Below are 25,721 nucleotides of genomic sequence, written 5' to 3' on the forward strand. Positions count from 1 at the left end.
GGGTGAGCGCGCGGCGCGGCGCCTTCGTCGATCATGTATCCGGGTGTCCGCCTTCCGGCCGGTGGAGACCCGGACCGAGGAGAGGGACGAATTCATGGGTGACTCACTGGCGGGCATTCTGGCGGCGGCGGCACGGGGGCAGTTCCCGCCGATGGACGGCGCGGTGACGGTACTCGGGCAGCCCGGTGCCCGCGACGCGGGGGTGCTGGCCTTCACCGCGCACTCGGTGGTCTTCACCGGCGAGGATCCGCAGTGGGTACGCAGGGAGCTGGCGGCCGCCAGGAGCGATGCGCTGGCCGCGGCGATGAATCCGGGGTTCCTGGCGGCGCTGCTGACCCGGACGGGCCGCCGGATGGACACCATCGACCTGCTCACGGTCGCGTCCGCGCTGCCGGGCGGGCCGCCACTGGCGCTGGAGGAGATCAAGGACCAGGACCATCCCCGGGTGGTCAGCTCGCGCAGGCGGCGCGACGGGGTGCGGGTGTGGGCGGCCGACGGAGGCGTCCTCGTGCTGGGCCGGGGCGTGGCGGGCCGCTGGGAGGCCGCGGTGGAGGTGGACGAGGCGGCGCGGGGCCGGGGCCTCGGCGTACAACTGGCGGTGGCGGCACGCCATCTGGTGCCGGACGAGGTGGTGTGGGCCCAGCAGTCGCCGGGCAACGCGCGCAGCGTGCGGGCGTTCCAGACGGCGGGATACCGGCCGGTGGGGTCGGAGGCGCTGATGCTGCCCGGGACGATCGGCCCCTCTCCCGCCTGACCGGCGGGGGTCCGGGGGCCGAGCCCCCGGGACCCCCGGCGTGGTCTAGCGGAAGATGCCGGTGTGCCCCAGGGAGTACCGCCCCGGCTGCGGATAGACCGCGAGCCCGTGCGGGCCGTCCCCGACCGGAATGCGGGCCAGCTCCTTGCCGCTGGTGGTGTCGATCGCGTACACCTCCGCGTTGTAGCGCCCCGACAGCCACAGCACCTTGCCGTCCGCCGAGACGCCGCCCATGTCGGGGCTGCCGCCGTTCGGCAGGTGCCACTTCTTCGTCAGCTTGTTCTTCGGGAAGTCGAAGATGGAGATGGAGCCCTCGCCGCGGTTGGAGACGTACATCTCCTTGGAGTCCCGGCTGACGTACAGACCGTGGCAGCCCTTTCCGGTGGGCAGCAGCTTCGGCGTGGTGAACTTGTCGCCGTCGAGGACCCACATCCCGTCGGCCATCATGTCCGCGATGTAGAAGGTCTTGCCGTCGGGCGAGATCTTCACGTCCTGCGGCATGGCGCCCTGGAAGGGCAGCCGCTGCTGGCCGACGACCTTCATCTTCTCGGTGTCGACCTTGAGGAGTTCGCCGGAGAACTCACAGGAGACGATGAAGTAGCGCCCGTCGGCGGAGAAGTCCGCGTGGTTGACGCCGTAGCAGCTGACCGGGACGGTCTTCTCGCGGTTCATGGTGTGCGCGTCGCGGAAGACGAGCTCGCGGTCGAGCGAGGCCATGACGATCGCGTACTTGCCGTTGGGCGTGAAGTAGAGGTTGTACGGGTCGTGGACGTCGACCGTCTTGCCCGCGCGGCCGGTCTTCGGGTCGATCGGGGTGAGGGTGTTGCCTCGGTCGTTGTTGACCCAGAGCGTCTTCATGTCCCAGGAGGGGACGACGTGTTGGGGCTGTTCGCCGACCGGGATGGTCTCGATGACCTTGTACGTCCTGGGGTCGATGACCGAGACGGTGTTGGAGTTGGTGTTGGGGACGTAGACCCGCGAGGGGTAGTTCTTGACGACCGGCGAGAGCGCGTTCGGGCGGTCGGCGGCGTAGACGTCCTTGGCGTCGAGGACCGGCGGCATCCCGGGCAGGCCGGCCGGGGCCGCCTTCTTGCCCTCGGCCGCCGGCCGGGCGGGCGCCTGCTTCGTGGCGAGCGCTTCGGGCCGCGCCTTCTCGGCGGGCGTGGAGCAGCCGGCGAGCGAGGCGAGCACGGCACAGGCGAGCAGCCAGGTGGTGCGGCTGGTACGGCGGTTGCGCTGGGCGGTCATGAGGCGAGCAGCTCCGTGGTCGTCACCGCGTGCAGTCCGCGGCGGGCGAGTGTGTCGAGGACGGCGGGCAGGGCGGCGATCGTGTCCTGGTAGCCGAAGTGCAGGGAGACCACCGATCCGTTGCCGACGCGGTCGGCGATGTTGCGGGTGACGGCGGCGGCGCCCGGCGAGGTGTAGTCGAGGGAGTCCACGTCGTACGAGAGGACGTGGGGGTATCCGGCGCGGCGGGCCAGCTTCTGGACGAGCGGGGTCGCGTACTGGGTGCGCGAGGGCCGGAACCAGGTGCCGATGGACCCCGTCAGGCGGCGCAGCCGGTCGGCGCAGCCGGTGATCTCCGCGTACGCCTCCTGCTCGGACATGGCCGAGATGGAGAGGTGGTGGAGCGTGTGGTTGCCGAGGTCGTGGCCGCCGTCGAGGATGCGGCGGGCCATCTGCGGGTGTTCGTCGAGCCAGGTGCCGACGGCGAGGACGGTGACCCGGGCGCCGGCCCGTTCGGCCTCGGCGAGTACGGCCTTGGCGACGGCGGGGTCGCCCTGGCCGTGGAAGGTGAGCGCGACGCGGGGGCGGTCGCGGGGGCCGTGCTCGATCTGCTCGGGCTGTCCGGGGAAGGCGCGGGGTGCCGGGGCAGTACGCGGGGTCGTGGTCGGTCGGGGCTTCCGGGACGGGGCGGGGGGCGCGGATGCGGGGCGTGCGGCTGCGTGCCGGGCGGGGTCGGATTCCGTACAGCCTGCTGCGAAGGCCCCCGCGATGGCCGCGCCCGCTCCGGCGCGCAGTGCGCTGCGGCGGTCGATCTCAGTCACAACAGCCATTTAAGGGGCGGAAGGGGAGGAAGATCGCGATTGAGCGGGCCCGGCACGCCTCGCGCCGCAGCAACACCAAGAATTCATTCAACAGAACCGATAATTACACATGCTTTACGAGGTGAGTGGTCGATGTCACCTACGATTCAGATCTAAACTGTGACGCTATGGGGACATATGTCCGAGTAGGGACTTTGGCACTTGCCGGGCCCCTCTGCCATAGTCGAGTCATCGACCCCCATTGACCCGGGCCAGGTCGTCCATAGCCGCCGTGGAAACACCCCCCCATTCCACGGCGCTCCACAGAAGCCCCCGCAAGCGCCGCAACCCGGCCGACCGGGGGCTTCTGCGTGCTACCGGTCGGAGACCCGCATCTCGAACCAGGTGGTCTTGCCGCGCGGCAGCAGATCCACGCCCCAGCGGTCGGAGAGCTTGTCGACGAGGAAGAGGCCGCGGCCGCTGGTGTCCAGCTCGTGCACGGGCATCAGGCAGGGCAGACCGCGGGAAGGGTCGCGCACCTCGATACGGATCCAGCCGCGGCGGCGCAGCATCCGTAAGCCGAAGGCGCGGGCGCCGGTGTGGCGGACCGCGTTGCCGACGAGTTCCGAGACGAGCAGGACCGCGTGTTCCGTGGTCTGTGGGGACAGGCCCCACTGGCGCAGTACGACGCACTGGGCGAGCCGGCGCGCGGTCGCCGCGGACTCCGGGCGCGAAGGAAGGCGCACCTCGGCGTCCGTCGGGTTTCCGAACAACTCCAGGGCTTTCAGGCCCTGTTCGTCCTCGACGGCAGGTATCCACCGTGCAGCGGTCGCGTTAGCACGCTGCCGCGGCTGCTCCACACCCTCCAGGCCCGCCATGGCTCCATCATGGCCGCAGAATGCGGACTCCGGGGCCCATCCGGGGGAATCGGTATCCCTGAGTAACAGGGTCGAGGGGCGTCGATCGGCATATGACGCTGGCAGGCAGCACCTCGGTTTGGCCGCCCTGACCTGCGATGACACCGTGCATCCGAGTGATCACCAAGGGTGGGGATCGGCTGCACCTTAAGACTCTCTTAAGGTGCAGCTAATACTCCCAACTGGTGAACGCCCAACCGGCGCCCCCTATACGAACTCCGCCTTGCCCGGGCCCTCCTCGACGAAGCTGCGCATCCCGCGCTCGCGGTCCTCGGTGGCGAACAGCCCCGCGAACCAGGTGCGTTCGACGGCGAGACCCGTGTCGATGTCCGTCTCCAGGCCCGCGTCGATCGACTCCTTCGCCGCGCGCAGTGCGATCGCGGGACCCTGCGCGAGGCGGGCGGCCCAGGCGTGCGCCTGCTCGTACACCTCGGCGGCGGGCACGACGCGGTCCACCAGGCCTAGGGTCAGCGCCTCGTCCGCCTTGACCATACGGCCGGTGAAGATCAGGTCCTTCGCCTTGGAGGGGCCGACCAGCCGGGCCAGGCGCTGGGTGCCGCCGGCGCCGGGGATCAGGCCGAGGAGGATCTCGGGCTGGCCGAGCTTGGCGTTGTCGGCTGCGATACGGAAGTCCGCGCAGAGCGCCAACTCGCAGCCGCCACCCAGCGCGTAGCCGGTGACGGCCGCGACGACCGGCTTGGGGATACGGGCCACCGCGGTGAAGGAGTCCTGCAGCGCCCGGGAGCGTACGACCATCGCCGCGTGGTCCATCGCCTGCATCTCCTTGATGTCCGCGCCCGCCGCGAACACCTTCTCGCCGCCGTAGATCACCACGGCGCGTACGTCGTCGCGGCGCGTGGCCTCCTCGGCGAGCTCGCGCAGGCGGTCCTGGGTGGCCACGTCCAGGGCGTTCATCGGGGGGCGGTCCAGGCGGATGGTGCCCACGCCTTCTGAGACTTCGAGGTTCACAGTCATAGGTCGCAGGTTAACGGGCGCTCACACGGAAGGGCCCGGTGCTGTTCGGGGGTCTGGGGGTATCCCCCAGAATGTCCGCCAGCACCGGGCCCCCTTGTCGTACTGCTTACTTGGTCCACTCCGACCAGGACATGTTCCAGCCGTTGAGGCCGTTGGCCGGGTCGACCGTCTTGTCGTGGGTGTTCTTCACGACGACGACATCGCCGACCATCGAGTGGTCGTAGAACCAGGCGGACGGGGAGCCGTTGCTGCCCCCGCCCCGCACATCGCGCAGACCCACGCAGCCGTGGCTGGCGTTGTAGTTGCCGAAGGCGCCGCCGCCCCAGTAGTTGCCGTGGATGAAGGTGCCCGAGTCGGTGAGCCGCTGGGCGTGCGGGACGTCCTTGATGTCGTACTCGCCGCCGTAGCCGACCGTCTCACCGTTCATCCGGGTCACCGACAGCCGCTCGCTGATGACCATCTGGCCGGCCCAGGTCTCGTAACCCGGCTTGCCCGTGGTGATCGGGATCTTCTTGTAGACGCTGCCGTCGCGCACCACGGTCATCATGTGGGTCTTGGCGTCGACGGTGGAGACCTGGCTGCGGCCGACCGTGAACTTCACGGTCTTGACCTGCTTGCCGTAGACACCGGACCGTCCCTCGACGCCGTCCAGGTTCAGCTTCAGCGTGACCTTGGTGCCCGCGGCCCAGTACTTCTCGGGGCGGAAGTCGAGGCGGTCGTTGCCGAACCAGTGGCCCTCGACCGGCACGGACGGCTCGGCCGTCACCTTGATGGCGTTCTTCACGGCGTCGGGGTGCGTGATGCCGCGCGTGAAGCGGATCGAGACCGGCATGCCGACGCCGACCGTGGCGCCGTTCTCCGGCGTGTACTGGCCCAGGAAGGTGTTCTTCGGGACGAGCGTGGTGAAGGTCGTGTCCTTCGCCGACTCACGGCCCTTGGCGTCCTTGGCGACCGCGTGCACCTTGAACTTCGTCGCGGCCGGCAGATGCCCCACCGGCTCCCAGCTCGCGCCGGTCGTGGCGATCCTGCCCTGGACCGGATTGCCCTTGGTGTCCTGGACGGTGACCGTGGTCAGCTTGCCCTGGTCCGCGGTCACCTTCACGGCGCCGCTGGTGGCGACGTCGTCGGCGCCGTCCTTGGGCGCCACGGTCACGACGGCCACGGACGGTGTGTTCTCGTCGACCTTCTTGCCCGCGTTCTGGCTGTCCTTGCCGCCGGTGTCCCCGCTGCCGGTTCCGCCGCCGCTGCTGCCGCCGCACGCGGTGACCAGGAGCAGGAGCGCTCCCAGTACCAGAGCCAGAAGCCCTCCGCGCCTGCGCCGCCCCCCGGCCGATGTCCCCGAAATCGGCTGCACGTCCACGTGTGTGTTCTCCCCTCGCACGGCCTGGTGTTCACCCCGGCTCGTACCACCCGCGCGCTGAATCCCGCGCGCCTGGCGAAAGATAATCACATCGCAGACGCGCGGAACTCCCCTGCTATGTCACCGTTCAGTTCCAACCGAGGGCCGATCCGGCCTTCCACCGGGCCCAGTCCAGATTCCACCCACCGAGGCCGTTGTCCGGCGCGACCGTTTTGTCATGGGAATTGACGACCTCTACGACATCTCCGACCAGGGTCCGGGAGAAGAACCAGCCGGCCGGGGTGTCCGAGCTGCCGCCCTTCACGTCCTGCAGCGAGACGCAGCCGTGGCTGGTGTTGGCGGAGCCGAACGTCCCCGAGGACGCCCAGTAGTTGCCGTGCAGGAAGGTCCCCGAATTGGTCAGCCGCATCGCGTGCGGCACATCCGGGATGTCGTACTCGCCGCCGAAGCCGACGGTCTGGCCGTTCATCCGCGTCACGTCGTACAGCTCCGAGACCACCATCTTCCCGTTGTACGTCGTCCGGCTCGGGGCGCCCGCCGTGACGGGCAGTGTCCGCAGGACCGCACCTTCGCGCCGTACGGTCATCGTGTGCGCGTCGGCGTCGACCAGGGACACCTGGGACCGGCCGACCGTGAAGCCGACGGTCTTCTGCTGGGTGCCGTACACGCCGGTCGCCGCCTGGACGTCCCGCAGCCGCATGTCGACACTCACCTTCGTCCCGGGCTTCCAGTACGTCTCGGGCCTGAAGTCGAGGCGCCGGTCGCCGAACCAGTGGCCGACCACGTCCACCGGCGGCTCCGAGGTGACGCGGATGGCGCGCTCGACGGCCGCGCGGTTCGCGACGGCCCGGTTGAAGTCGAAGGAGACGATCATGCCGGTGCCGACGGTGGAGTTGTTCTCGGGTTTGAAGTAGCCGATGAAGCGGTGCTCGGGGACATAGGTGGTGAAGGTGGTGTGCCGGGCCTGACGGTGGCCCGCGCCGTCCTCGGCGAGTGCGTCGACGGTGTATTTGGCGGCGAGCCGCAGCTCGTTGTCGGTGCTCGGGCCCACCGGGTGCCAGCTCCGGCCGTCGTCGGAGATCGCCCCCTTGATCTCCTGCTCCTGGGCGTCCCCGACCTGGGTCACCCGTACCCGCTCGAGCCGTCCGTCGGGGACGCTCACCTCGACCCGGCCGTCCTGCCGTACGCCCTGCGCCTTGTCCAGAGGCAGGACGCGGATCGCTTCCTCGGGCGGGCGCGGTTTCGCGTCGACCGCCCCGCCTCCCGTACATCCGGCCAGTGAAGCCATCAGTCCTGCCCAAACCACTGCGGCGGCGACGCCCGCCCCTGCCCGCTTTGCCAGTTGTCTCACTCCCGCTCCAACGACCGTCCCCCTTCAGGGGAAACGTGAGGAGAGGGGCTGTTGCGGGCAGAACAGGGGGAAGGACTACGCGAGGGGAGCCGCGGCCGGGACGCCGTGCGCCCATGTTGTGACGAGTCCCGATGAGCCGCGGGAGGCTGGGAGAGTGTCGAGTGCCGCCGAGCAGGAGGCCGTACCAGAGGCCGTGCACGAACACGCGAACCATCAGCGCTCCCCGGTCAACGGGCGGCAGAACGGCGGCAGTCGGCGCCGCGCGCCCGCCGTGTGGCCGGGCGCACCGACACCGCTCGGAGCACGTTTCCGGGTCGGTCCCGACGGTGCCGCGGGCACCAACTTCGCGCTCTGGGCCGGCGGTGCGGACTCCGTCGAGCTCTGCCTCTTCGACGAGGCGGGGCGCGAGACGCGCTGTGAACTGACCGAGCTCGACCATGAGATCTGGCACGGTTTCGTCCCCGGAGTGCTGCCGGGGCAGCGGTACGGATTTCGGGTGCACGGCCGCTGGGACCCCTGGACGGGTGCCCGCTGGAACGCGGCGAAGCTGCTCCTGGATCCCTACGCGCGCGCCGTGGACGGGGACTTCAGGCTGCCCGCCGAGGTGTACGGGCATGTGCGGGACTGGCCGCAGCAGCATGTGGCGGACACCGTGCGCGACGACCGCGACTCGGCTCCGTACGTACCCAAGGGCGTGGTCGTCCATGACGACGACGACTGGTCGGACGACCACCGGCCCAAGACGCCGTGGGCGGACTCGGTCATCTACGAGGTCCATGTGCGCGGCTTCACCAAGCTGCATCCGGGGATTCCGGAGGAGCTGCGGGGTACGTACGCGGGCCTCGCGCATCCTGCGGCGATCGAGCACCTCACGCAGCTCGGGGTGACGGCCGTCGAGCTGCTGCCTGTGCACCAGTTCGCGCACGAGGACCATCTGCTGCGGCGCGGGCTGAAGAACTACTGGGGCTACAACTCCATCGGCTACTTCGCCCCGCACGCGGGCTACGCGGCGTCGGGGACGACGGGCCAGCAGGTCGGCGAGTTCAAGAAGATGGTGCGGGCGCTGCACGCCGCCGGCATCGAGGTCATCCTGGACGTCGTCTACAACCACACGGCGGAAGCGGGTGAGTTGGGCCCCACCCTGTCGCTGCGGGGAATCGACAACCGGGGCTACTACCGGCTGCAGAGCGACGCCCGCAGGTACACCGACTACACCGGCTGCGGCAACACCCTGCACGTGGTGCAGCCGCACGTCCTGCGACTGATCACCGACTCGCTGCGCTACTGGGTGACCGAGATGGGCGTCGACGGTTTCCGCTTCGACCTGGCGGCCGCGCTCGCCCGCTCCATGCACGACGTCGACATGCTCTCGCCGTTCCTCGCGGTCATCGCCCAGGACCCGGTGCTGCGGCGGGTGAAGCTGATCGCCGAGCCGTGGGACGTCGGCAACGGCGGCTATCAGGTCGGCGCCTTCCCGCCGCTGTGGACCGAGTGGAACGACCGCTACCGGGACGCCGTACGGGACTTCTGGCGGGGTGCGCTGCCCGACGTACGCGACCTCGGCTACCGCCTCTCGGGCTCCAGCGACCTCTACGCCTGGGGCGGCCGCCGCCCGCAGGCCTCCATCAACTTCATCACCGCGCACGACGGATTCACCCTGCGCGACCTGGTGAGCTACGAACGCAAGCACAACGAGGCCAACGGGGAAGGAAACCGCGACGGCACCGGCAACAACCGCTCCTGGAACTGCGGCGCCGAGGGCGAGAGCGACGACCCCCGCATCAACGCGCTGCGCCACCGCCATCTGCGCTCGCTGCTCGCCACCCTGCTGGTGTCGACCGGAGTGCCGATGCTGGTCGCGGGCGACGAGATGGGCCGCACCCAGGGCGGCAACAACAACGCCTACTGCCAGGACAACGAGGTCAGCTGGATCGACTGGTCACTCCTCGACGAGGACGGCCCCCGCACCCTGCTCGCCCTCACCAGGCGCCTGCTCGCCCTGCGCCACGCCCACCCGGTGCTGCGCCGCCGCGCCTTCTTCTCCGGGCGGGCGCAGGCGGCGGACGGGCTGCGGGACCTGGCGTGGTTCACCCCGCGCGGGACGGAGATGACCGAGCGCGACTGGTACGCACCGGCCGACACCCTCGGCCTCTATCTCTCCGGACGCGACATCCCGGGGCGCGACGCACAGGGCGAGGAGATCACCGACGACAGCTTCCTGACGGTCCTGCACGCGGCGGACCGCCCGGCGGGCTTCGTGCTGCCGGGGGCGCCGTGGGCGGATGCGTACGAGCTGATCGTCGACACCTCCCAGGAGGACCAGACGGCCTCTCCCGGGACGGTGCACCCCGGAGGGTCCGAACTGACGCTGCCCGCGCGGTCGGTGCTGCTGCTGCGGGTCAGGACGTAGTGATGTAGCAGCTGAAGTCGCCGTCGAGGGACGTACCTTCGCCGGGGGTGACGGAGAGTCCCGCGGCGCCGGAGACCGTGTACGTGCCTCGCGGGTGCGCGTCACGGGTCCAGGCGGCCGGGGCCGCCTGGAACTTCCGGTCGCACTTGTCGTGCGCCAGGGAGTCGCCGACGTCGTCGGAGAGGGTGTCCTTGGCATGCGCTTCGATGTGCACCTGCCCGAACACCTGGAGGTCGTGCGGGGCCGTGCAGCTCACCGGTCGTACCAGGGACGAGGACGGCATGCCGGTGTCCTCCGAGGCGCAGCTGCCCGGCTTCACCGATTCGATCGCGGCGAGTTCTTTCTGCGCGGCCAGGACGTTCTCACCGGAGGCGATCGTGTACGGGACCTTCTCGCCGAACCCGGTCAGGGCGTACTCGGCGCGCAGGGACTTCACCGCGCTCAGGTGATGGTTCGCGTGCAGCTCCTTCAGGAAGGGCGCGAGGTCGGCCGAGGCCTTCGTCAGCCTGCCCTGGGCGTCGAACTCGGCGGTGAGGGGGATGTTCGCCTCGTCCGGGGAGAATCCGCCGGATGCGTCGGCGCTCATCAAGGGAGGAAGGAGCTCCAGGGCGAGCCTGGCCGTGACCATCTCCCGGTAGCGGCGGACGCCAGAGTCCAGCTGCTGCGGCTGGTGGCGGGGGATGGTGTAGCGGACGAGCTCGGCCAGGGTGCCGCCGTAGGGGGCGGCATTTCCGGCACGGTCGAACATCTCCTGCGCCCCCTCGGAGAACTCCGTGTCCGCTCCGGCCCGATAGCGCAGCCAGTCGCCGCTCCGGCTCTTGTAGAGGACGTCGGAGTGGTCGACGGCGTACGTCCGGGGGCGCGAGTCGCCCTCCTCACGGAGGTACGCGGCGTCCTTCGCCGGGAGGGTGCGCGGCACGATGAGGGTGCGCTCGGCCTGGGCCGTGTGGCGGGCGTAGTCCTGGCTGCCGGTGGTGGTGTCCACCGCCCTGCTGCCCGAGCCCGTCGTGTAGACCAGGGAGGAGGTGAAGCGGGCGGAACCGGCCTCGTCCGTGGCCTTGAGCGCCGCGGAGAACTGGGCCGGCAGCGGCTTGCTGTACACCGGCTCCGCCTTCGGCTCGGCCGTCTTGTCCGCCCCGCCGCTCTGGCAGGCTGCCGCTCCCAGCAGCAGTGGCGCAGCTATGAGCAGAGCTCGCAGCCGTACGGTCGCCTTCTTCATCGTTCCTGCCCCTTGTGTGTGCGCTGTGCTTGTACCGTGCACAGTTTGCGGGGGCAAAGCTGCTCGAACCAGCACGGGCGGATCACGAAATGTGCAGGTCGGCGAGGTGCTGGGGGACGACAGGTCAGCCGAGGATCCTGCGGTCGTACGCGACCGCGACCGCTGCCGCGCGGTCCTTCACACCCAACTTGCCGTAGATGTGGGTGAGGTGGGTCTTCACCGTGGCCTCGCTGATGAAGAGCTCGCGGGCGATCTCACGGTTCGACGTGCCCTTGGCGACCAGCACGAGGACCTCGCGCTCGCGGGTGCTGAGGGTTTCGCTGCCGGACGGAGCCGGGGTGCGGACCCTCGAGACCAGGCGGGAGGCGACCGCCGGGGAGAGGACGGTGCGGCCTTCGGCGGCCGCCCGTACCGCGGTGAAGAGCTCGTCGCGCGGGGCGTCCTTGAGGAGGTAGCCCGTGGCGCCGGCCTCGATCGCGGGGAGGGTGTCGGAGTCGGTGTCGTACGTGGTGAGGACCAGCACCTTGGAGCGCACGCCGCGGCGGGTCAGCTCCGCGATGGCGTCCACGCCTCCCCCGCCGGGCATCCGCAGGTCCATCAGGACCACGTCCGGGTCGAGGGAGACGGCGAGCTCGACGCCTTCGACGCCGTTCGGAGCTTCGCCGAGCACCTCGAATCCGGGGGCGTCGAGGAACATGCCACGCAGGCCGTCCCGTACGACGGGATGGTCGTCGACGATCAGCAGCGTGATGGCGGGTGCGGTGTCAGGATTCATGGCGGACCAAAGGTACGCGAGCGGAGACCGCAGTGCCCTGACCCGGTTCCGACTCGACGACGACTGTGCCCGCGATCCGTTCGGCGCGGGCGCACATCCCGCCGAGCCCGAACCCGCCGGCCGTGGTGGCCGGGGGCAGTTGGGCCGGGTCGAAGCCGCGGCCGTCGTCGCGTACGTCCATGGCCATGTCGTCGCCCATGTACGAGAGCGTGACGCCGACCCGGGTCGCCGCGGCGTGCCGTGCGGTGTTGGCGAGGGCCTCCTGGGCGATCCGGAGCAGGGTGGCGGCGACCTCGTCGTGGAGGGGCTCGACCGTACCGGTGACGGTGAACTCGGCCCGTACGCCCGACTGTTGGGACCAGTCCGCGACCAGCTTCTTCAGGGCCTCGGGGAGCGGGTCGTCGGCGAGTGCGACCGGGGAGAGGTTCTGCACGGAGCGGCGGGCCTCGCCGAGGCTGTGGCGGGCCAGGGTCTGGGCGCTCGCGAGGTGCTCGGCGGCGGTCTCGGGGGACTTGGTGGTGGTGGCCACCTGGAGCTGGGTGATGATCCCGGCGAGACCCTGGGCGATGGTGTCGTGGATCTCGGCGGCCATCCGGCGGCGCTCGTCCGAGACGCCCGCTTCCCTTGCCTGGACGAGGAGTTGGGCGTGCAGGGCGGCGTTCTCGTCGAGGGCCTGCTGGAGGCGGGTGTTGGTGCGGGCCAGCTCCTCGATGGTGGCGGCCTGCTTGCGGGTGCGCTCGTCCTCCAGCTCCGCGAGGCGCATGAAGGCGACCAACAGGATGAGGCTGACGACCAGCAGCCCGCCGAACAGCGCCCAGCCGCCGGCGCCCTTGGGCGGCAGGCCGCCGATGTACGAGCCGGACATGGTGACGGCGGTGGCGAACAGGCCCACCCTGATCAGCCGGCGGGGCAGCAGCCTCTCGGCGGTGAAGTAGCCGATGACCGCGTAGAACGACCAGAACGGGTTCAGCCAGCAGAGCCAGAAGCCGATGCCCCAGCGCACCGCGTAGTACGCCGTGCTCGCGACGCCGGGCTCCGGGCGGCTGCGGGCCGCCCGGCCCCACCACAGCTGGAGGGCGACGGCCGCGACGACCAGGACCACGCCCTCGTACATCTGCGCCGTGCCGATGTCGAACGTGTCGGTGGTGGCCGCGGAGATGATGGTGCCGAAGGCCAGGAGTGCGTAGGGCCCCCAGTAGTGGAGTTGGGCCAGCCGCTGGTCGACTGCGGTGGAGTCGGTCGTCATGCGGACAGTCTGCCCGGACCCGTTGTTCGCCACCTTCGCCTCACTCCCAGCGGAACCAGCGGGTGGCGGCGGCCGAAAGGACCACCGTCCACAGGGCGAGGACGCCCAGGTGGATCCAGCCCGGCCAGTCGCCCGCGGCCGCCTGGTTCAGTGCCTGGGCCGCGGCGCCGAAGGGGGTGAGCTCGACGACGTCGGCGAGTGCGTCGGGCATGGCCTGGACGGGGACCCAGGTCCCGGCGCAGAACATCATCGGGAAGAAGATCGCGGAGCCGATCGCGGTGGCGATCTTGCCCGTACGGGCAACCGCGGTGACCAGGGCGCCCAGCGCGAGCGCCGCCAGGATCGCCAGCACGAGCGCCAGGAGGTAGCCGAAGGCCTGGCGCGGAAGTACGACGTCGAAGGCGATCCGCCCCACGGCGAGGGAGAGCAGCGCGGAGATCAGTGCGGCCGCTCCGTGCAGCCCCATCTGGGCGCCGAGGAGGGCGTGCGGGCGGACGGGGGTGGTGGACATCCGGCGCAGGATGCCGCGTTCGCGGTAGCCGGTGATCACCGGGGGCATGGCCTGCAGCCCGGCCAGGATCATCGCCATGAGGACGGTGACGGGGACGTACGCGTCGACGAGGCGGATCCCCCCGAGGGAGGCGTCGGTCTCGCGGAAGGAGGGGATGGAGCCGAGGATCACCAGGAGGATCGTCGGGAAGGCCATGACCCAGAAGACGGACGCGGGTTCGCGCCGGAAGAGTGTGGCCTCGGCCTTCAGTACGGCGGTGGAGGTTGCGGTCGCGGTGCTCATGATGCGTCGGCTCCCGTCAGGTCGAGGAACGCGTCGTCCAGCGTGGCGTCGGTGACCCGGAGTTGGTGGGCGGTGATGTGGCGCTGGGCGAGCAGCGTGATGACGGCGTTGACGGTGTCGTCGGTGCCGCTGAGCGTGATCCGGCTGTCCCTGTGCTCCACGGAGGCGAGCTGCGGCAGTGCGTTCAGCTCGTGCTCGTCGAGCGGGGCGGAGGGGGTGAAGGAGATGACGGTGGCGCCCGTCGCCCGGCGGATCAGGCCCGCCGGGGTGTCCAGGGCGGCGACCTTGCCGCCGTCGATGACGGCGATGCGGTCGCAGAGGCGCTGGGCCTCCTCCATGAAGTGGGTGACGAGAAGGACGGTGACGCCGGAGTCCCGTACGTCCTCGATCAGTTCCCAGGTGTCGCGGCGGGCGCGCGGGTCGAGCCCGGTCGTCAGCTCGTCGAGCACGACGACCTTCGGGTTGCCGATCAGCGCGAGCGCGATGAACAGGCGCTGCTTCTGGCCGCCGGAGAGCTTTCCGAAGCGGGCGTCCAGGTGGGCGGTGAGACCGAGGCGCTCGGCGAGCGGGCGCCAGTCGGCGGGGTGCGGATAGAAGGCGGCGTACAGGGTGAGCGCCTCGCGCACCGTGAGCTTGGCCTGCAGTTCGCTCTCCTGGAGCTGGGCGCCCAGGATCTTGGAGACCCGGTCGTGGTCGGCGACCGGATCGAATCCGGCCACCCTGACCGAGCCGGCGTCGGGGATCCGCAGACCCTCGACGCATTCGACGGTGGTGGTCTTGCCCGCGCCGTTCGGGCCGAGGATTCCGAAGATCTCCCCCTGCTCGACGGCGAAGGACACCCCGTCCACGACGGGCCTGCCGCCGTAGACCTTGCGTACCCCGCTGACCTCGATGATTGCCATGCTCCGAGAGTCCAGGAAAACCCGTGGTCCGGGCATCGGCCATCGCGCTCGACCTCGCATCAACCGATCGGTTGATACCCGGCTACGACCTCCCGGCGCCCTAAAAGTCAGTGGGCATTGTCAGTGGCTGTCCGTAGGGTCGGTGCTGATGCCCAGAAAAGATGCACCGCCCAAGGATCTGTCCGCCGTACGCAGCCTGATGCGCCTGTGGCCCTACGTACGGCCGGTACGAACCCGGCTGGCCAGTGCGGCATTTGTCGCTGTCGTCGCGTCCTGTCTCGGGCTGGTCATCCCGCTCGTACTGAAGTGGATCGTGGACGGTCCGGTCGCCGACCGGGACACCGGCGGGGTCTGGCTGGGCGCCTTCGCGCTGCTGGGTCTCGGGGTCGCCGAGGCCCTGCTCTTCGGTCTGCGGCGGTGGCTGGTCGCCCGGCCGCTGTCCCGGGTCGAGGCGTCGATGCGCGCCGATCTCTACCGGCATCTGCAGCGTCTGCCCGTCGCCTTCCACGACAAGTGGGCCTCGGGCCAGCTGCTCTCGCGCGGCACGACCGACCTGATGCTGCTGCGGATGTTCCTCGCCTTCCCGCTGACCTTCCTGCTGGTCAACGCGGTGACCATCCTGGTCGGCTTCGTCATCCTGCTCCAGCAGCAGTGGTCGCTCGGGCTGGTGCTGCTGGCGCCCGTGGTCCCGCTGGTGATCCTCTGCGCGCTCTTCGAAGCCAAGTACTCGAAGGTCACCCGCCGCTCCCAGGACCAGGTCGGCGATCTGACCACGGTCGTCGAGGAGAGCGTCCTCGGCATCCGCATCATCAAGGGCTTCGGCCGCCACCGCAGCCAGGCGCACGCGTTCCGCGAGCTGTCGCAGAAACTGCGCGGCACCGAGCTCTACAAGGCGCGGCTGCTCGCCTCGATCTGGGCGCTCATCATGACGCTGCCCGAGGTCGCGATCGGTGCGGCCCTGGTCCTGGGCACGGTCCAGGTCGCCGACGGTGACCTGTCGGCGGGCACGCTGGTCGCCTTCCTCTCCACGGCGCTCGCCCTGCGCTGGCCGGTGGAGTCGATCGGCTTCCTCATCGCGATCAGCCAGGACGCGGCGACGGCCACGACGCGGTACTTCGAGGTCCTGGACGTGGCGGAGGAGACGGAGACCGCCGAAGCCGGCCCTGTGAGCCCCGACTCCTCAGGCCTCGTCTTCGACGGGGTCGAGTTCCGCTACCCCGACGCGGCTCCGGACGCCCCGCCGGTCCTGGCCCGTATCGATCTGCACATCCGCTCGGGCGAGACGATGGCGCTGGTCGGGGCGACCGGTTCGGGCAAGACGACGCTCACCGCACTCGTACCGCGCCTGCACGAGATCACCGGGGGCCGCATCACCCTCGACGGGCAGGACATCACGCACATCACACGCGAGCAGCTGCGCGAACTGGTCTCGGTGGCCTTCGAGGAGCCGACGCTGTTCTCCGCGAGCGTCGGCGAGAACGTGCTGATGGGCGACGCGGGCGCGGACGAGGCGGCGCTGCACCGGGCGCTGTCGGTGGCGCAGGCGGAGTTCGTGCACGGTCTGCCCGAAGGCACCGGGACCCAGGTCGGCGAACAGGGCCTGAGCCTGTCGGGCGGCCAGCGCCAGCGGCTGGCGCTGGCGCGGGCGGTCGTGGGGCGGCCGCGTTTTCTCGTACTGGACGATCCGCTGTCCGCGCTGGACGTGCACACCGAGGCCCTGGTCGAGGCGGCCCTGCGCCAGGTCCTGGAGTCGACGACCGCGCTGGTGGTGGCGCACCGGCCCTCCACGGTGATGCTCGCCGACCGGGTCGCGCTGCTCTCGGACGGCCGGATCACGGCGGTGGGCACCCACCACGAACTGCTGCGCAGCAACGCCGAATACGCCTGGCTGATGTCGGGTGCGGACGCCAACGCCGTTGAGGAGAACGCCTGATGACCGCGTCGCAGACGACGACCACCCCCGAACACGAGGAAGAGCCGGCCGCGATCCCCGAGCCGCGGGTCCCCGGAGGCGACGACGGCACCCGGGGCAGCGCAGGCGACCCCTTCGACCGCGACGCGCTGCCCGCCCCCGCCGGGGCCACCCGCACCCTGCTCCTCTCGCTCCTCGCCCCGCTGCGCGGCCGCGTCCTCGTCGCCACGCTGCTCCTCCTCCTGCAACAGGCCGCCGTCCAGGCGGGGCCGATGCTCGTCGCGTACGCCATCGACCGCGGGGTCCCCGCCTTCCGTGACCACGACTACGGGCCGCTGATCGCGGTCGGCGCCGGGTACCTCGGCTGCGCGCTGGCCTCCGGGATCCTCCAGTACTCCTTCATCCGCGCCTCCGCCCGGGTCAACCAGGACGTCCTGCTCGATCTCCGGGGCCGGATCTTCCGTCATGCGCAGGCGCTCAGCGTCGACTTCCACGAGCGCTACACCTCGGGACGGCTCATCTCGCGCTCCACCACCGACGTCGAGTCGCTGCGCGAACTGCTCTCCGAGGGGCTGCAGGAGCTCATCGGCGTCATCCTCTCGGGCGTGTACATCTGCGCGATGCTGCTCTGGCTCGATGTGGGCCTGGGCGCGGTCGCCGTCGCCTCCTTCGTCCCCCTCTATCTCCTCGTCCGCCTCTACCAGCGCCGGGCCGGCCGCGTCTTCACCCGCCGCTCCACCGCGATCGCCGCCGTGATCGTGAAGTTCGCCGAGACCATGAACGGCATCCGCCCGGTCCAGGCCTTCCGCCGCGAACGCGCCAACGACGCCGACTTCCTCACCCTCAACCGCCGCCACGAGCGCACGAACGGCGACGCGCTCCTGGAGATGGCCCGTTACGTGGTCGGCTCCCGTCTCGTCGCCAACACCACCGTCGCCGGGATCGTCCTGTGGGGCGCCTACCGCGTCGCCCAGGGCGGTCTCGCGCTCGGCGTCCTGGCGGCGTGCGTCCTCTATCTGCGCCGCCTGTACGACCCGATCGACCGTCTGGGCATGTTCCTCAACTCCTACCAGTCCGCGGCCGCCTCCCTGGAGAAGATCGCGGGCCTCCTCGCCCAGACCCCGACCGTCCCCGCCCCCACCGCACCGAAGCCACTCCCCGCCCTCGCCACCGAACACCCGGGCCGCGAGGTCGTGTTCGACGGCGTACGTTTCGCCTACCGCACCGGCGGCGAGGTGCTCCCCCGCTTCGACCTGACGATCCCCGCGGGCCAGACGGTCGCCGTCGTCGGCTCGACGGGCGCGGGCAAGTCGACCCTCGCCAAGCTGCTGGCCCGCTTCTACGACCCTTCCCCAAGCTCTCCGACAGGCTCCGAGCAGGGGAGGCCCCATTCCGGCCGGGTCCTCCTCGACGGCGTGGATCTCCGCGACCTCGAAACACCCGAACTGCGCCGGGGCGTGGTCATGGTCACCCAGGAGGCGTTCCTCTTCTCCGGCACGGTCGCCGAGAACATCGCGATCGGCCGCCCGGACGCGACGCCCGAGGAGATCGAGCGCGCCGCGAAGGCGATCGGCGCGCACGACTTCATCGCCTCGCTCCCCGACGGGTACGACACCGACGTACGCAAGCGGGGCGGCCGGATCTCCGCAGGGCAGCGCCAACTGGTCGCGTTCGCACGGGCGTTGCTGGCGGACCCCGCCGTACTGATCCTCGACGAGGCGACCAGCTCACTGGACATCCCCGGCGAGCGGGCGGTGCAGCGGGCGATGGACACCGTGCTGCGGGGCCGTACGGCGGTCGTGATCGCGCACCGCCTGTCCACGGTGGAGATCGCCGACCGGGTCCTGGTGATGGAGCACGGAAGGATCATCGAGGACGGCACACCGGATCAACTCATCTCGGGCAGCGGACAGTTCGCCGGACTGCATCGCGCCTGGCGGGAGAGTGTGGTGGGCTGAACTCATGATGCGACGCCTGTGGCACGGCTGGACGACCCCGGAGAACGCGGACGCCTATGAGCGGCTGCTGCGGGAGGAGATCTTCCCCGGCATCCTCGCCCGGAAGATCGCGGGGCTGCGCGATCTGGAGGCCTGGCGCAGGCCCGGTGACGAGGGTGAGGTCGAGTTCGTCACGGTGATGGCCTTCGACGACGAGCGTGCGGTGGCGGAGTTCACCGGCGGCGACCCCGCGCAGTCGGTGGTGCCTGCCGCGGCCCGGAAGGTCCTGAAGCGGTTCGACGAACACTCCCTGCACTACGAGCGGGTGATCGAGGCCCGATGAAGGAGCCGGACATCCTCACCACCACCGTCCCCGCCCATGTGCACGGCTATCCCGGTGTCGCCTTCGGCGGCTATGTGGCGGGGATGCTCGCCGTCCGGTCGGAGGCCAAGACCCTGCGGGTGGACTTCCGCGCGGCCGTACCGGTCGAGACTCCCGTCCGGATCGGCCGGACCCCCGACGGGGGCGCCGAGTTGAGGTCCGGCGAGACGCTGCTCGCCGTCGCGAGCCCGTACGGACAGACCCTCGACGCCCCGGCCGCGCCCGGCTGGGAGCAGGCGCGGGAGGCGTCGAAAGAACATGTGCGCGTGCAGAACGGTGGCATGAGCGACTGCTACGGCTGCGGGACCGCGGTCGTACCGGGCCGGGGGCTGCGGCTGTTTCCGGACATCGCGCGCGGCCGGGATCTGGTCGCCGCCGCGTGGACACCGGACCCCGGGCTCGCCGGCGACGACGGCCTGCTGCCGCCCGAGGTGGTGTGGTCGGCGCTCGACTGCCCCGGCGGGGTGGCCGCGCTCCGGCTGGGCTCGGCGAAGGACGGCCTGGTGACGGCGGCGCTGACCGCGACGGTGCTGCGGCCGGTCGCCGCGGGCGAGCCGCATGTCGCGTACGCCTGGCTGACGGAGGAGTCGGGCCGCAAGCACACGGTGGGCGTCGGCCTTGCGACGGCGGAGGGCGAACTGTGCGCGGTGGCCGAGGCGTTGTGGCTGGACCCCCGGCCGCGGCGGTAGGCGCGGCGGCGCGGAGCCGGGCAGGGCGGCACCCTAGGGTCGGGGGATGCCCGTCTTCCGCGTACGGTCCTCTTCGCCGCGTCCGCCCGCCGAGGTCTGGGCGCGGGTCACCGACTGGCCGGCCCATGCCGCTTCCGTCCCCCTGACCAGCACCGTCGTGCTGACGCCGCCGCCTGCCGGGGAGGGGACGCGGTTCGTGGCCCGTACCGCGGTGGGGCGGTTCACCGTGGTCGACGACCCGATGGTGGTCGTACGGTGGGAGCCGCCCGTGGACGGCTCCCCCGGTGTCTGCCGCGTGGAGAAGGAGGGGCGGATCCTGACGGGCTGGGCCGAGATCGAGGTCGCGGCCCGCGGCGCCGGTTCGGTGGTGACCTGGACCGAGGAACTCGCGATCGCCCGGCTGCCCGCCTTCACCGACCCGCTCCTCGCCCGCGTCGCACGCGCCGTATTCGGGCGCGCTCTTGCGGCGATGCTCCGGCCCTGACGGGCGGAGATTCCCGCGGCATCTCGCCGCGGGCATGCACCTCTTTCCGGCCACATCGCCGCGCCTCGGGCGCCGCGTTCCCCACTGCACAGCTCCGGCGGCAGCGGAGGCCGGAATTGCGCGCACAGCCTTCCGCCGCGACCGACACCCGTTCCGTATAGCGAACACTGCCCGTCGGGCAACGGACACTTTCCAGCCAACTTCTTGTCGCGCTCCTGACAGAACGTTCTCCGTCCTGCCACTCTTCCCTCGTTCTGCGCACAGCTTGCTCTGCTAGGGCGGCCCGACCAGCCGCCCCAACACCCCCTTTGCAGAAGGAGTTCGCGTGAGACCCACGCATCGTCGCGCCACAGCCACCGGGGCACTTCTCGCCGCTGCGGCTCTGCTCGTCACCGGGATCCAGACCGGTTATGCATCCGCCACCCCCCAGGCGGCCCCGGCCGCAGGCAAGGTGAACCCCGGCTCGCTGCCGGCCAAGCTCTCGCCCGCCCAGCGTGCGGAGCTGATACGCCGGGCGGGGGCCGACAGTGCGGCCACCGCCAAGGACCTCGGCCTCAGCGCCAAGGAGAAGCTCCTGGTCAGGGATGTCGTCCAGGACCGGGACGGCACCACACACACCCGCTACGAGCGCACCTACGACGGGCTGCCCGTCCTCGGTGGCGACCTCGTCGTCGCGGAGAGCAAAGCCGGGAAGACCGAGGGCGTCACCAAGGCGTCGCAGGCCTCCCTCGCCAACGCCGACACCAGCGCCGATGTCGCACCGGCCGCCGCCGCGAAGACCGCGCTGGCCGCCGCGAAGGCGGACGGTTCGACGAAGACCGCCGCCGACAAGGCGCCCCGCAAGGTGATCTGGCTGGCCCAGGGCAAGCCGACGCTGGCGTACGAGACCGTGATCGGCGGCTTCCAGGAGGACGGCACGCCGAACGCGCTGCACGTCATCACGGACGCCACCACGGGCAAGAAGCTCTTCGAGAACCAGGCGATCGAGCAGGGCGTCGGGAACACGGAGTACAGCGGCCAGGTCACGCTCGGCACCACGCAGTCGGGCTCCACGTACAACCTCACCGACGCGGGCCGCGGCGGCCACAAGACGTACAACCTGAACCACGGCACGTCGGGCACCGGCACGCTCTTCTCCGGCGCGGACGACACGTGGGGCAACGGCGCGGCGTCCAACGCGGAGACCGCGGCCGCCGACGCCCACTACGGCGCGGCCGAGACCTGGGACTTCTACAAGAACGTCCTGGGCCGCAACGGCATCAAGAACAACGGCGTCGCGTCCTACTCCCGCGTCCACTACGGCAACAACTATGTGAACGCCTTCTGGGACGACAGCTGCTTCTGCATGACGTACGGCGACGGGTCCGGCAACGCCGCCCCGCTCACCGCGATCGACGTCGCAGGACACGAGATGTCCCACGGTCTGACCGCCGCCACCGCCAAGCTCAACTACAGCGGTGAGTCCGGTGGGTTGAACGAGGCGACGTCCGACATCTTCGGCACGTCCGTCGAGTTCTACGCCAACAACACGTCGGACGTCGGCGACTACCTCATCGGCGAGAAGATCGACATCAACGGCGACGGCACCCCGCTGCGCTACATGGACAAGCCGAGCAAGGACGGCGGCTCCAAGGACTCCTGGTACTCGGGCCTCGGCAACCTCGACGTCCACTACTCCTCGGGTCCGGCGAACCACTTCTTCTACCTGCTGAGCGAGGGCAGCGGCACCAAGGTCATCAACGGTGTCAGCTACAACTCGCCCACCTCGGACGGTCTTCCGGTGGTCGGCATCGGCCGGGACAAGGCCATCCAGATCTGGTACCGGGCGCTGTCCACCAAGTGGACCTCGACCACGAACTACGCAGCCGCACGCACCGGCGCTCTCCTGGCCGCGAGTGAGCTGTACGGCGGCACGGCCAGCACCGAGTACAAGGCGGTGCAGGACGCGTTCGCGGCCATCGCCGTCGGCGAGCGCTCGGGCGGCACGACGCCTCCGACCGGCAAGGTCTTCACGTCCAACACCGTGGTCTCGATCCCGGACGCGGGCGCGGCTGTCACCTCGTCGATCCCGGTCACGGGTGTGACGGGCAACGCTCCCTCCACGCTCAAGGTGGACGTGAACATCACGCACACCTGGCGCGGCGACCTGGTCCTGGACCTGGTGGCCCCGGACGGGTCGACGTACCGGCTGAAGAACTCCAGCGGCTCGGACTCGGCCGACAACGTCATCGCGACGTACACGGTCAACGCCTCCTCGGAGGTGGCCAACGGCACCTGGAAGCTCAAGGCCCAGGACGTCGCCGCGCAGGACGTCGGGAAGATCAACAGCTGGAGCCTGACCTTCTGATGAGGTCGCGCACCGACTGATTCCAGCCAGACCGGGTGGGGCGTTTCCCTGAACATACGGGCAGCGCCCCACCCTCCATCTGTACCCCAACTGTGAATTTTCGGCCAAGACCGTTTTGCCCTGATGACATGCACGCGCCAGCTCTGCAAGGCTTCACCCGTACCACGAGGCACCCGCATTCCCACCCCCCACCCCTTACGAAAGGGAACTTCAGGTGACCCCTCAGATATCCCGCTCTACGCGCGTCGCCGGGTCGATAGCCGCCGCCGCGCTCCTGGCGACCGGCCTCACCGGCCTCGTCTCCTCCCCCGCCGGCGCCACCCCCACAGCCGCCGGTGCACAGCCGCTCTCCCTCTCCGCCTCCCAGCGCGCCGAGTTGATCCGTGAGGCCACCGCCACCACGGCGAACACAGCGGACACCCTCTCGCTGGGCAGCCAGGAGAAGCTCGTCGTCAGAGACGTCATCAAGGACGCGGACGGCACCACGCACACCCGTTACGAGCGCACCTACGCCGGACTCCCGGTCCTGGGCGGCGACTTGGTCGTCCACCAGGCCAAGTCGGGCGCGGTACGGAGCGTCACGAAGGCGACCGCCAAGTCCATCAACGTGGCGAGCACCACGCCCGCCCTCAAGGCGGCAGCGGCCCAGTCCAAGGCCCTCACCGCGGCGAAGTCCGCGGGCGCCGAGAAGGCCACCGCCGACCAGGCCCCGCGCAAGGTGATCTGGGCGGCCACCGGCACGCCCACCCTCGCGTACGAAACGGTGGTCGGCGGCTTCCAGGACGACGGCACCCCCAGCCAGCTGCACGTCGTCACCGACGCCACCACCGGCGCCAAGCTGTCGGAGTGGCAGGCGGTCAAGACCGGCACCGGCAACAGCGAGTACAGCGGCAAGGTGACGCTGGGCACGACGAAGTCGGGCACCACGTACCAGCTGAGCGACGCTGCCCGGGGCGCCCACAAGACGTACGACCTCGCCCACAAGACCTCCGGCAAGGGCACGCTCTACACGGACGCCGACGACGTCTGGGGCGACGGCAAGGGCACGACGAACCAGACGGCGGCGGTCGACGCGCACTACGGCGCCGGCCAGACCTGGGACTTCTACAAGAACGTCCTGAAGCGCAACGGCATCAAGGGTGACGGTGTCGCGTCGTACTCCCGGGTCCACTACGGCAATTCGTATGTGAACGCCTTCTGGGACGACAGCTGCTTCTGCATGACGTACGGCGACGGCTCCGGCAACGCGGCCCCGCTGACCGCGCTGGACGTGGCAGGCCACGAGATGTCCCACGGCCTCACCGCCGCCACCGCGAACCTCAACTACAGCGGTGAGTCGGGCGGCCTGAACGAGGCGACCTCCGACATCTTCGGCACGGCGGTGGAGTTCTACTCCAGCAACGCCTCCGACGTCGGCGACTACCTCATCGGCGAGAAGATCGACATCAACGGCGACGGCACCCCGCTGCGCTACATGGACAAGCCGAGCAAGGACGGCGGCTCCCTGGACGCCTGGAAGTCGACCGCGGGCAACGTCGACGTCCACTACTCCTCGGGCATCGCCAACCACTTCTTCTACCTGCTGAGCGAGGGCAGCGGCGCCAAGACGATCAACGGCGTCAGCTACAACTCCCCGACCTCCAACGGCTCCACGGTCACCGGCATCGGCCGGGACAAGGCCATCCAGATCTGGTACAAGGCCCTGACCACGTACATGACCAGCACCACCAACTACAAGGCGGCCCGCACGGCCACCCTCAGCGCGGCGAGCGCGCTGTACGGCGGCACGGCGAGCACCGAGTACAAGGCGGTCGCGGCAGCCTGGTCGGGCGTCAACGTCAGCTAGCGCACCCACACCACGGCCAACCCCCCACAGGAGCCCCGTCGACTGCCGCTCTTCCGGCAGCCGGCGGGGCTCTGTGGTGCCCGCGGACATCACCAGCCGATGCCTCAGGCGGGGTTGTTCGCGTGGGTGAGGGTCTCCCAGGCCACGAAGAGGTTGTTGGAGCCGGCCGGGCGCTGCCTCTCGGTGAGCGCCTGGGTGTTGGTCATCGCGTAACCGAGCCTGGTGTGCAGGGCGTTGAAGCCGACCTCGGTGATCGGACCGAGGCTGTCCTTCAGCGAGCCGCCGCAGAGGTTCGAGGGGACGGCCGCGCCCATCATGTACTTGGACTGGAAGCCGAGCGCCTGACGGAGCCGCTCGCCGACCTCCGGGTAGAGGTCCTGGCCCTGGATGCGGCTGGTCTCGGCGATGTGCGAGATCGCGGAGATGCCGTAGCCGGTGTGGGTCAGGTCGCGGCAGGTCTCCTGGGTGAGGCCTTCCATGAACGTCGACTGGCCCTGCCAGTACTTGATGATCGCCGCACTGCCGCTGAGGCCGCTGCCGGGGGCGACCTTGGGCAGGGCGCCGTCCGAGGCGAGGTAGATGTACGCGGGGACGCGGCCGCGGAAGAGGGTGACGGCCTTGTCGTAGGAGGTGCGGTCCTCCAGGAAGACGGAGATGCCGATCGCGGCCTCCGTCATCGACAGCTCCCAGTTGCCGTTGGACTTCGAGCCGTTGATGACGGTGGGGAGGTAGACGTTCTTGAGCATCGTTCCGAAGCGGGCCGAGTTGGACCAGCCGCCCGTGTAGGTGTACTTGACGATCTCGGCGGCCCGCGGCCAGACCGAGCCCGCCCAGCCGGTCTGCAGCGGGGCGTTGCTGTTGGTGTGCGCCTTGATCACAGCCGACCAGGCGTCCATGATCTCGATGGCCTTCTTGGCGTACTTCGCGTCCTGGGTGATGTACCAGGCGAGGGAGAGCGTGTACGCGGCGATGGCGTCCTCGCGCTCGTCCGTACAGCCGTAGTTGGGGTTGGAGTACGAGCCGCACTCGACGGTGGCGCGGGGGGCCGCGGTGCGGGTCAGCGAGGCGTACTTGCTCGCCATCATCTGGTCGTACGCGGCCTTCCAGGGGGCGGCTCCCGCCTGGACCTTTCCGCGGACGAAGTCGAGCTGGGGGCGGCTGACCAGCACACCGGGGTGGGTGAACGCGGCGGGGGCGGCGGCTGCGGCGGGCATCGCGGGCGTCGTCTTCGCCGCCGACGCCTGGGGTATCAGGGTCAGACCGAGGACGGTGGCCAGCCCTGCGGCGGCACCCGCCGTCCAGAGCCGGAGCCGGCGGGGGGATCTGTGCGAGGTGGTTCGGGTGCGCATGTGGGGGGCCTTTCAGTCGGGGGTCTGACGCCAACTGCGTTCATTC

Annotated in this window: 21 protein-coding genes; 9 read left to right on the plus strand and 12 right to left on the minus strand. The window is 70.3% G+C overall.

The window, feature by feature from the left end; genetic code table 11:
* The first annotated feature begins 94 nt into the window (after positions 1–94).
* Complete coding sequence (locus AB0H78_RS17120; protein ID WP_363235211.1) at positions 95–754, plus strand: GNAT family N-acetyltransferase; 660 nt, start codon at positions 95–97, stop codon at positions 752–754.
* 45 nt (positions 755–799) lie between these two features.
* Here AB0H78_RS17120 and AB0H78_RS17125 read toward each other — a convergent pair whose 3' ends face one another.
* The 6 genes from AB0H78_RS17125 to AB0H78_RS17150 all read right to left on the minus strand — a co-directional run bounded on the left by AB0H78_RS17125 (position 800) and on the right by AB0H78_RS17150 (position 7,384).
* Positions 800–2,002, minus strand: coding sequence for a beta-propeller fold lactonase family protein (locus tag AB0H78_RS17125; RefSeq protein WP_363235212.1), 1,203 nt, complete (start codon positions 2,000–2,002; stop codon positions 800–802).
* Positions 1,999–2,811: a polysaccharide deacetylase family protein gene (locus tag AB0H78_RS17130; RefSeq protein WP_363235213.1), complete on the minus strand. Its 813-nt coding sequence runs from the start codon at positions 2,809–2,811 to the stop codon at positions 1,999–2,001. Before AB0H78_RS17130 ends, AB0H78_RS17125 begins: the two co-directional genes overlap by 4 nt.
* Positions 2,812–3,155: 344 nt before the next feature.
* Positions 3,156–3,659: an ATP-binding protein gene (locus AB0H78_RS17135; protein ID WP_363235214.1), complete on the minus strand. Its 504-nt coding sequence runs from the start codon at positions 3,657–3,659 to the stop codon at positions 3,156–3,158.
* A 246-nt stretch (positions 3,660–3,905) separates the two neighbouring features.
* Positions 3,906–4,673 (minus strand): enoyl-CoA hydratase-related protein, encoded by a 768-nt coding sequence (locus AB0H78_RS17140; protein ID WP_363235215.1) that lies wholly within the window; start codon positions 4,671–4,673, stop codon positions 3,906–3,908.
* A 106-nt stretch (positions 4,674–4,779) separates the two neighbouring features.
* On the minus strand, positions 4,780–6,033 hold the full coding sequence (locus tag AB0H78_RS17145) for an Ig-like domain-containing protein (RefSeq protein WP_363235216.1): 1,254 nt from the start codon (positions 6,031–6,033) through the stop codon (positions 4,780–4,782).
* Between the two features lie 127 nt (positions 6,034–6,160).
* Positions 6,161–7,384, minus strand: a complete 1,224-nt coding sequence (locus AB0H78_RS17150) for an Ig-like domain-containing protein (protein ID WP_363235218.1) — start codon at positions 7,382–7,384, stop codon at positions 6,161–6,163.
* Between the two features lie 154 nt (positions 7,385–7,538).
* Between AB0H78_RS17150 and glgX the strand changes: the two genes are divergently transcribed.
* Complete coding sequence (gene glgX, locus AB0H78_RS17155) at positions 7,539–9,794, plus strand: glycogen debranching protein GlgX (RefSeq protein WP_363235219.1); 2,256 nt, start codon at positions 7,539–7,541, stop codon at positions 9,792–9,794.
* Here the strand turns inward: glgX and AB0H78_RS17160 are convergent.
* The 5 genes from AB0H78_RS17160 to AB0H78_RS17180 form a co-directional block, all read right to left on the minus strand.
* Complete coding sequence (locus AB0H78_RS17160; RefSeq protein ID WP_363235220.1) at positions 9,784–11,013, minus strand: hypothetical protein; 1,230 nt, start codon at positions 11,011–11,013, stop codon at positions 9,784–9,786. The two genes, glgX and AB0H78_RS17160, sit on opposite strands and share 11 nt — an antisense overlap.
* A 124-nt stretch (positions 11,014–11,137) precedes the next feature.
* Entirely contained in the window at positions 11,138–11,788 is a 651-nt protein-coding gene (locus tag AB0H78_RS17165) for a response regulator transcription factor (RefSeq protein ID WP_363235221.1), read from the minus strand.
* Entirely contained in the window at positions 11,778–13,034 is a 1,257-nt protein-coding gene (locus AB0H78_RS17170; protein WP_363235222.1) for a sensor histidine kinase, read from the minus strand. The genes AB0H78_RS17165 and AB0H78_RS17170 overlap by 11 nt, the downstream gene beginning before the upstream one ends.
* 40 nt (positions 13,035–13,074) lie before the next feature.
* Positions 13,075–13,827 (minus strand): ABC transporter permease, encoded by a 753-nt coding sequence (locus tag AB0H78_RS17175; protein WP_363235223.1) that lies wholly within the window; start codon positions 13,825–13,827, stop codon positions 13,075–13,077.
* Positions 13,824–14,729, minus strand: coding sequence for an ABC transporter ATP-binding protein (locus AB0H78_RS17180; RefSeq protein ID WP_363235224.1), 906 nt, complete (start codon positions 14,727–14,729; stop codon positions 13,824–13,826). The genes AB0H78_RS17175 and AB0H78_RS17180 overlap by 4 nt, the downstream gene beginning before the upstream one ends.
* 148 nt (positions 14,730–14,877) lie before the next feature.
* Between AB0H78_RS17180 and AB0H78_RS17185 the strand changes: the two genes are divergently transcribed.
* From AB0H78_RS17185 to AB0H78_RS17215, 7 genes are all read left to right on the plus strand, one after another.
* Positions 14,878–16,662, plus strand: coding sequence for an ABC transporter ATP-binding protein (locus tag AB0H78_RS17185; protein ID WP_363235225.1), 1,785 nt, complete (start codon positions 14,878–14,880; stop codon positions 16,660–16,662).
* Entirely contained in the window at positions 16,662–18,599 is a 1,938-nt protein-coding gene (locus tag AB0H78_RS17190; protein ID WP_363235226.1) for an ABC transporter ATP-binding protein, read from the plus strand. The genes AB0H78_RS17185 and AB0H78_RS17190 overlap by 1 nt, the downstream gene beginning before the upstream one ends.
* A gap of 4 nt (positions 18,600–18,603) precedes the next feature.
* Positions 18,604–18,921 (plus strand): antibiotic biosynthesis monooxygenase, encoded by a 318-nt coding sequence (locus AB0H78_RS17195; RefSeq protein WP_363235227.1) that lies wholly within the window; start codon positions 18,604–18,606, stop codon positions 18,919–18,921.
* Complete coding sequence (locus tag AB0H78_RS17200; protein WP_363235228.1) at positions 18,918–19,649, plus strand: hotdog fold domain-containing protein; 732 nt, start codon at positions 18,918–18,920, stop codon at positions 19,647–19,649. Before AB0H78_RS17195 ends, AB0H78_RS17200 begins: the two co-directional genes overlap by 4 nt.
* Before the next feature lie 46 nt (positions 19,650–19,695).
* A complete protein-coding gene (locus AB0H78_RS17205) occupies positions 19,696–20,133 on the plus strand; it encodes an SRPBCC family protein (protein ID WP_363235229.1) in 438 nt (145 codons plus the stop codon).
* Positions 20,134–20,458: 325 nt separating this feature from the next.
* On the plus strand, positions 20,459–22,480 hold the full coding sequence (locus AB0H78_RS17210) for a M4 family metallopeptidase (RefSeq protein WP_363235230.1): 2,022 nt from the start codon (positions 20,459–20,461) through the stop codon (positions 22,478–22,480).
* A 214-nt stretch (positions 22,481–22,694) separates the two neighbouring features.
* Positions 22,695–24,326 carry a M4 family metallopeptidase gene (locus tag AB0H78_RS17215; RefSeq protein WP_363235231.1) on the plus strand — a complete coding sequence of 544 codons (1,632 nt, stop codon included), beginning with the start codon at positions 22,695–22,697 and terminating at the stop codon, positions 24,324–24,326.
* A gap of 104 nt (positions 24,327–24,430) precedes the next feature.
* Here the strand turns inward: AB0H78_RS17215 and AB0H78_RS17220 are convergent, their stop codons facing one another.
* Positions 24,431–25,675 (minus strand): alginate lyase family protein, encoded by a 1,245-nt coding sequence (locus AB0H78_RS17220; protein WP_363235232.1) that lies wholly within the window; start codon positions 25,673–25,675, stop codon positions 24,431–24,433.
* Positions 25,676–25,721 lie beyond the last annotated feature (46 nt).

Source organism: Streptomyces sp. NPDC050738 (assembly GCF_040654175.1).
Taxonomy (GTDB): Bacteria; Actinomycetota; Actinomycetes; order Streptomycetales; family Streptomycetaceae; genus Streptomyces.